This is a genomic window from Salinivibrio costicola subsp. alcaliphilus, assembly GCF_001996185.1.
Classification (GTDB): domain Bacteria; phylum Pseudomonadota; class Gammaproteobacteria; order Enterobacterales; family Vibrionaceae; genus Salinivibrio; species Salinivibrio costicola.
In genome coordinates this window covers 1-261 of the sequence record NZ_MUFR01000204.1, presented here as the reverse complement: position 1 = coordinate 261, position 261 = coordinate 1, and the positions used below count along the sequence as shown (strand labels likewise).

Sequence of the window (261 nt, the reverse complement as noted above, 5' to 3'; positions counted from 1 at the left end):
CGCATCGCCAATACGGGCGGCAGGTTTACCATCAATCAGTACCCCAGATGCGCCCGCAGCAATCTGGCGACCATGAGAGCCATGTGGGGTTTTCGGGCAGGGGCAACCGTGTGGGGCGGCGGTATCCCCCACTCTTGCCGCCGGCTTGCCATTAATCATCACCCCAGCGCTGGCGCTGGTCACTGCGGTGGGCGGAAAACAACCATGTCCACCGGCGGTATCCCCTAATCGTGCTGCGCCTGGCATAGCGCCTCCTTAACG

At 62.8% G+C, this 261-nt stretch carries 1 protein-coding gene; it reads right to left on the bottom strand.

Annotated features, from left to right (window positions below; all coding sequences use genetic code 11):
• Window positions 1-246, bottom strand: a 246-nt coding sequence (locus BZJ21_RS15875) for a PAAR domain-containing protein (RefSeq protein WP_077670269.1), incomplete at its 3' end; no start/stop codon positions are given.
• Window positions 247-261 lie beyond the last annotated feature (15 nt).